The organism is Bacteroides caecigallinarum, assembly GCF_021531075.1.
Lineage (GTDB): Bacteria > Bacteroidota > Bacteroidia > Bacteroidales > Bacteroidaceae > Phocaeicola > Phocaeicola caecigallinarum_B.
Genome location: NZ_JADYTJ010000083.1, coordinates 1 through 6,780, shown reverse-complemented (window position 1 = coordinate 6,780; position 6,780 = coordinate 1). Strand labels below are relative to the sequence as shown.

At 39.5% G+C, this 6,780-nt stretch carries 5 protein-coding genes and 1 pseudogene; 5 read left to right on the top strand and 1 reads right to left on the bottom strand.

What is annotated here, in order from left to right:
- From I6E11_RS15480 to I6E11_RS13895, 5 genes and pseudogenes are all read left to right on the top strand, one after another.
- Nucleotides 1–114: pseudogene (locus tag I6E11_RS15480) on the top strand (PDDEXK nuclease domain-containing protein); the annotation flags it as partial.
- A 29-nt stretch (nt 115–143) separates the two neighbouring features.
- Nucleotides 144–1,310 carry a clostripain-related cysteine peptidase gene (locus I6E11_RS13910; protein ID WP_235338743.1) on the top strand — a complete coding sequence of 389 codons (1,167 nt, stop codon included), beginning with the start codon at nt 144–146 and terminating at the stop codon, nt 1,308–1,310.
- Between the two features lie 5 nt (nt 1,311–1,315).
- Complete coding sequence (locus I6E11_RS13905) at nt 1,316–2,278, top strand: hypothetical protein (protein WP_235338742.1); 963 nt, start codon at nt 1,316–1,318, stop codon at nt 2,276–2,278.
- A gap of 15 nt (nt 2,279–2,293) precedes the next feature.
- The gene (locus I6E11_RS13900) at nt 2,294–3,511 is read left to right on the top strand and encodes an acyloxyacyl hydrolase (RefSeq protein WP_235338741.1); all 1,218 of its coding nucleotides are present in this window, start codon (nt 2,294–2,296) and stop codon (nt 3,509–3,511) included.
- A 128-nt stretch (nt 3,512–3,639) separates the two neighbouring features.
- Nucleotides 3,640–4,896, top strand: a complete 1,257-nt coding sequence (locus tag I6E11_RS13895) for a phosphoglycerate kinase (protein WP_235338740.1) — start codon at nt 3,640–3,642, stop codon at nt 4,894–4,896.
- A 254-nt stretch (nt 4,897–5,150) separates the two neighbouring features.
- Here the strand turns inward: I6E11_RS13895 and I6E11_RS13890 are convergent, their stop codons facing one another.
- The gene (locus I6E11_RS13890) at nt 5,151–6,509 is read right to left on the bottom strand and encodes a transposase (protein WP_235338739.1); all 1,359 of its coding nucleotides are present in this window, start codon (nt 6,507–6,509) and stop codon (nt 5,151–5,153) included.
- Nucleotides 6,510–6,780 lie beyond the last annotated feature (271 nt).

Genomic DNA, 6,780 nt, shown 5'->3' with positions numbered 1-6,780 from the left:
ATACAAGATTATAATAAACCTATGGGAGTTGCAACATATAAGACTTCTGCAGATATGGATGAAAGGCTAAAAAAATTACTACCACCCATTGAAGAATTAGAAAAATTGCTTTAATCCTCTTATAAACGACAAAAGATTTTACAATGAAACATACCAAATACATATTCATACTTCTCCTCTCCATTATTTTCGTTTCGTGCAGAAAGGAAGATAACGAACCGGATATCACAGAAAGAACTGTATTCATGTACCTTCCATGGTCAACAAATCTTACAAGCTATTTCTACGACAACATAACAGACCTGGAAAAGGCTATAGCGGAAAAAGGACTTGAACAGGAAAAAGTGATAGTATTTATGTCAACAAGTCCATCGGAAGCGGAAATGTTTGAAATAGTATATAATAAAGGTATATGTAAACGTAACATCCTGAAAGAATACACTAACCCACAATTCACTACCGAGACCGGTCTTACTGGCATAATCAGCGACATGAAATCATTTGCTCCGGCAGAAAGTTATTCCATGATAATAGGATGTCATGGCATGGGATGGCTTCCGGTGGACTATTCATCATCGCGCACAAAAGATACATTCAAATTCCACTGGGAATACACAGACAGACCTATGACACGCTTTTTCGGAGGTTTGTCCGCGGAATACCAGACAGACATTGCTACATTAGCCCAAAGCATATCGAACAATGACATCAAAATGGAATATATCATGTTCGATGACTGCTATATGTCGAACATTGAAGTAGCATACGATTTAAGATATGTAACCAAACATATCATAGCATGCCCCACCGAAATAATGGCCTACGGTATGCCTTACGCCTCTATTGGTAAATATCTGTTGGATAAGAATCCTGAATATCAGAGTATATGCAATGAATTCTACAGTTTCTACTCCACATACAAATATCCTTATGGCACCATAGGAATTACCGACTGCAAAGAACTGGACAATATGGCATCGATAATGAAAATCATAAATTCCATTTTTTCATTCGACAGTTCAAAAGAAGGACTTATTCAGCCTATGGACGGATATTCGCCAGTTATTTTCTACGACTTTGCAAACTATGTAAAGAATCTGTGCGGAGAAAATGATGATACATACGCAGCATTCACAGAGATACTCGACAAAGTAATTCCCTACAAAGCACATACTGAAAAGTTTTATTCTGCAAGTAGCATTAATCCGATTCCAATACGAACATATTGCGGAATAACTACTTCCGAACCAAGTTACAACAAGAAGGCAAACAACTATACCAATACTTCATGGTATAAGGCAACACACTGATTATTATGAGAATCAAGATAATAATTATATACATTTTCCTTTTGACGACATTTACCGGTTGCAACTCCGGAATTTTCATTGATGATTTCATCACAGAATACCCTGATACATGTTATGTGGAAAAGGGCAAACCATTTAAACTGAATTTTGATTCAGACAACTGGAACATATCAAGTATGGAAGGTGTTGCGATAAACACTTTTGACTATACCATATATGATCTTCAGGGTAACCCAATATATAATTATTTTCCGTTGCTGCATGAAGGAGAAACAGGAATCATTTATTACGAAAGTACATATTACGCTTTCCGCATAGAAAAAAGGAATAATCGTGAGTTAGAGATTATATGTGTCAAAAATCTTGTCAATCATCCTATCGCTTTCAGTATAATAGTAGGAAACGAATATTACCACAAGGAAATAAATGTATCATTGAAACCAACAAGCAAATTCGTTATAGACAAAGTGGAATACGATTTCGAGAATGATTTCTATTATAGTGACTACGTCGTGGAACAAGTGGATGGCATAACCGTAAACAATTCCGGCTCTGAAGGAGGACCTGTTACATTAAACTTCTATCCATTCAAGAACTCACTCAGAAAAATCGAGTTCTATCCTGATGACTATGATAGTTTCAACAATCTGGATGAGATTCTTGGAGAAAATCTTGCTGAAATACCAATACCGGACATTGTGGACGGTAAACCTGTAATGGGAAATACTAAAGTTAAATTCGGACTGAAGGAACAAAGTTTCTGGACGGGCAGGCTTGACAAGGACTTTGTTGTTTCCACAACAGTTCAACCAGGAGAGACAAAAAAGATAGAAGTATATAACAATATTGAAGAATTCCATGTAAACTATAAAGTACATGCCTCAAATCCTGACACAGGAGAAGAATGTGTTTTTACAGGAAGACTAAGCAGTAAAGACCCGTTCGATTACCTCATGATATTCCCCTAAATTAGACTATAAATAATGAAAAAATATATTACCGTAATTCTGTTGCTATGCCTTGTATCAGCAAAGCTCAACGCAGAAAGGCAGGACAGTGTCCAGAGAAAAATAATACACGTAATAGGTATTGACTTCAAACCGGCATACACATTCCCGACAAAAAGTTTCTTCAGAGGAGATAATCTGGCGCAATCTCCCATACGCACCAACCTCTCCGGACACATAAAGTATGGTTTTAAATTTGGTCCTGACAGCTATATGGGAAAAATGTATCCCAATACCATTCAGGGTATAGGCATAGGCTACAATACTTTCAATAACACAAAAGAAGTAGGAAACCCACTCGCCGTATATGTATTCCAGACATCCAGAATAGCATCACTAACAAAAAAACTGTCATTAGACTACGAATGGAATTTCGGAGCTTCATTCGGATGGAAGAAATACGATGAAGAAAAGAATCCGTTTAACACTATCGTCGGCTCAAAGACTAATGCCTATATTAATTTAGGTTTGCTGCTCAACTGGCAGATGACTCATGAAGTGGCGTTAAGAGCAGGCATAGGACTTACACACTATTCAAACGGTAACACAAATTACCCCAACTATGGCGTAAACACACTTGACGGGCGTATAGGATTGATGTGGTGTCCGCAAGATGATCCCAAATCAAAGTTTAGCAATAATGACCGAGTGACTGTTATACCGGAACAAGGATTCAAACCATACGTAGGCTATGACCTGATAGTATATGGCGCGACAAAAAAGAAAGGTATTTTCTGGTCAGACGGTTCCGGAATATTAATCCCCGGTAAATTTGCTGTAGCAGGACTTAATTTCAATCCTATGTACAACTTCAACAGGTTTTTCCGCGCCGGGCTATCTCTTGACGCTCAATATGACGAGAGCGCAAACCTAACCGACCACGTGGCAAATACAAATACGCCAACTGATGATGTGAAATTTTTCAGACCGCCTTTTATCGAACAATTCTCACTCGGACTGTCAGCCAGAGCTGAAGTGGTAATGCCTATATTCTCTATCAATTTTGGTATAGGAAAAAACTTTGTATGCCGTGGCGCTGACACAAATTCCTTTTATCAGACATTTGTCCTGAAAACAAGCATTACAGAAAATGTATTTCTTCACGTAGGCTATCAACTATATAAATTCAAGGATCCGAACAACCTTATGATAGGTATAGGTTACAGATTTAATGCAAAGAAAAACAGATACTGACAAAATTATATCTTGTAATTGTAGTACCAATGAAAATAATTATCACATTTTATCATCTGTAATATTTTTTTGTTAACTTTGCGAACGTCTAATAAAGAAAAAACTCTTTAATTAAAAATATTACGATTATGATGACAATTGACAAATTCAACTTTGCTGGTAAAAAGGCAATCGTTCGCGTTGACTTCAACGTGCCTTTGAATGAAGAAGGTAAAATTACAGACGACACTCGTATCCGCGGTGCCCTTCCTACATTGAAAAAAATCCTTGCTGACGGTGGTGCTTTGATCATCATGTCACACATGGGTAAACCAAAAGGCAAAGTAAACGCTAAATATTCTTTGAGCCAGATTGTTGACGCTGTTTCTGCAGCTCTTGGCGTTGAAGTTAAATTCGCTCCTGACTGTGCAAAAGCTTCTGAAGCTGCCGCAGCTCTTAAACCAGGTGAAGTTCTTTTGCTTGAAAACCTTCGTTTCTATCCTGAAGAAGAAGGTAAGCCAGTAGGTATCGAAAAAGAAGATCCTGCTTACGAAGACGCTAAGAAAGAAATGAAAGCTCGTCAGAAAGAATTCGCTAAGACTCTTGCTTCATACGCTGACTGCTACGTTATGGACGCATTCGGTACAGCTCACCGTAAACACGCTTCTACAGCTGTTATCGCTGACTACTTCGATGCAGACCACAAGATGTTGGGATACTTGATGGAAAAAGAAGTTCAGGCTGTTGACAACGTATTGAAAGACATCAAACGTCCTTTCACTGCTATCATGGGTGGTTCTAAGGTTTCTACTAAGATAGGTATCATCGAAAACTTGATGGATAAAGTTGACAACCTGATTCTTTGCGGTGGTATGGCATTTACTTTCGCTAAGGCTAAAGGTGGTAAGATTGGTAACTCATTGGTAGAAGACGACAAACTTCAGTTGGCTCTTGATATCATCGAAAAAGCTAAAGCTAAAGGTGTAAACCTTGTATTAGGTTGCGACTGTATCGCTGCTGATGCTTTTGCAAACGATGCTAACACTCAGGTTTGCGACGACAGCAATATTCCTGACGGATGGATGGGTCTTGATGCAGGTCCTAAGACTCGCGAAGAATTCAAGGCTGCTATCAAGGGAGCTAAGACTATCTTGTGGAACGGTCCTGCAGGTGTATTCGAAATGGATAACTTCGCTGGTGGTTCTAAAGTAATCGCAGAAGCTATTGCTGAAGCTACTAAAGAAGGCGCATTCTCACTCATCGGTGGTGGTGACTCTGTTGCTTGTATCAACAAGTTTGGTATGGCTGATCAGGTATCATATATCTCTACAGGTGGTGGTGCTTTGCTTGAAGCTATCGAAGGTAAAATCCTTCCGGGTATCGCAGCTATCCGTGGTGACAAATAATATTGAATATTTTCATTATTAAAATATAAAAGCCGGTTTCGTATCAACGAAATCGGCTTTTCCTATTATAGGGACATTCAGTAAATGTCTCTAAAAATAAGATGGCATATGAAGTGATACTGGCCTATTATCTTCATATGCCATTATTATTGGCATTTTTTTCGTACTTTCTCACATAATTTTATCTGACAGGACATGACGCTGCGGAAGAAGTGTGATGACTTACCTCTTCTGATTCTGTGAATAAAACCATGTCATGCTGCTTTAGCAGTTTTGTTCCTGATTTTTTCTATCACCAGTATGGCATTTGCCGTATGTATTCCGAAAAAAATCCACAGGATTTCCGTTTTCCTGTTCCGTGCCTTTATCCTTGAGAGCGAGTAATGTTGTTTTTGAGTGCCGAAGCTTCCTTCAAGCCGGGTGGCCCTTTCTTTTGAAAGTTCACTTCTGAGCATTTTTCTCAAGGATTCATCTTTGGCCACCCTTCCCTTACGCACAAAGGATGTGGATATTCCATATTTCGTACAGAACTTTCTGTTGGCGTTATTGGCGTATATGGAATCGGCAGCAACACATCTTACCCTTACATTCATAAGCTTCTGCTGCATACGGATACAGTCCTTAAGCCGTATACCCTCATTGAAAGCCTTGAACGAGAGATGTTCGATGAACGATATACCGTCTATCTGTATGTTGTTAACCTTTGCACCGAATTCAACAGACTTTGTTTCCTTTCCTCTTACTATTGGACGTACATAATGACGGTCAATGCTGACGATGCGGTCACTGACTTTCCGCCCTTCAAACATTTCCTTCTCCTGTACAAGAATCTTTCTGATGATAGAAAGACGCTTCCGGTAATCCTGGGTATACCGGAGTGAGGCTCCGTACTCCCGGTGAATTTCATCCCTCTGTATGAGGAGTTTTTCAAGAAGTCTAATCATACGACGCTTGAGCATCCGTGTTCTTGAAGCCTTCCTTTTTCTTTTCTTGCAATAGGAAAGATAGGACTCCGCCACATTCCTGTATTTGTTACGCGGACGCCTTATGCCAAGTTCCCCGCAATGCTTGCAGATATGCCTGTAGAGCCATTCGAGACTTTCCCAGAGGAGTTTCATATCTGTCGGAAAACGCATGTGGCTTTCATAGCACGTGGCATCAGTCATGCACACGTGAAGGTTCTCAAGATAAGGTTTCCAGTGTGAGGCCAGCACTTCCTGGAGGGATTCAATGTCAAGACGGGATGCCATCTCATTACGGATAGCACTGACTATCTTGTAGTTGGTTATGGGGAAGGACGGGGCTATCATGATTCCGCAGAACATCTGATAGTGTATGTTGCCGTTCAGATGTTCCACCAGTTGTCTGTCGGAGAATCCGGTATACGCCTTCAGGACCATGAGGGCAATCTTAGCCGAAGGACTGAAGATGTTCCTGCGTCCCAGTCGCTGTTCCGACAGGCCCATAGTCTTTGCCATATGCTCAAACGGAAACACTGAGTGAAGCCTGCCAAGTTCACTCTCATTAAAACTCTTGCGATATTTTTCCAGAATATCAAATTCTGTAAAGCCCAAAGTAGGGTGAATTTCCGAAATATTTTGTACCTTAGCCATATCTTTGTTGGGGGATTTCCCCCGTTTTGGCTGCCAAACCTTATTTTCGGGGGAATACCTAAAGATACAAAAAAGCCAACTAATTCGCAATACTTTGTGTATGAATTAGTTGGCTAATTTTATACTATTTACTGAATGTCCCTATTTAAAGACAATTCTGAGATATCAATCTATCATAGAAATATCCATCCTCTATCTTTCATACCCAACCTAAGAGCTTTCTATTCATAACAAACAGACTCCTTAAACAATATTATTTCAAGTGTAAATT

Coding starts and splice junctions, on each gene's coding strand:
- I6E11_RS13900 (WP_235338741.1), top strand. CDS start 2,294: ATGAAAAAATATATTACCGTAATTCTGTTGCTATGCCTTGTATCAGCA.
- I6E11_RS13895 (WP_235338740.1), top strand. CDS start 3,640: ATGATGACAATTGACAAATTCAACTTTGCTGGTAAAAAGGCAATCGTT.
- I6E11_RS13905 (WP_235338742.1), top strand. CDS start 1,316: ATGAGAATCAAGATAATAATTATATACATTTTCCTTTTGACGACATTT.
- I6E11_RS13890 (WP_235338739.1), bottom strand. CDS start 6,509: ATGGCTAAGGTACAAAATATTTCGGAAATTCACCCTACTTTGGGCTTT.
- I6E11_RS13910 (WP_235338743.1), top strand. CDS start 144: ATGAAACATACCAAATACATATTCATACTTCTCCTCTCCATTATTTTC.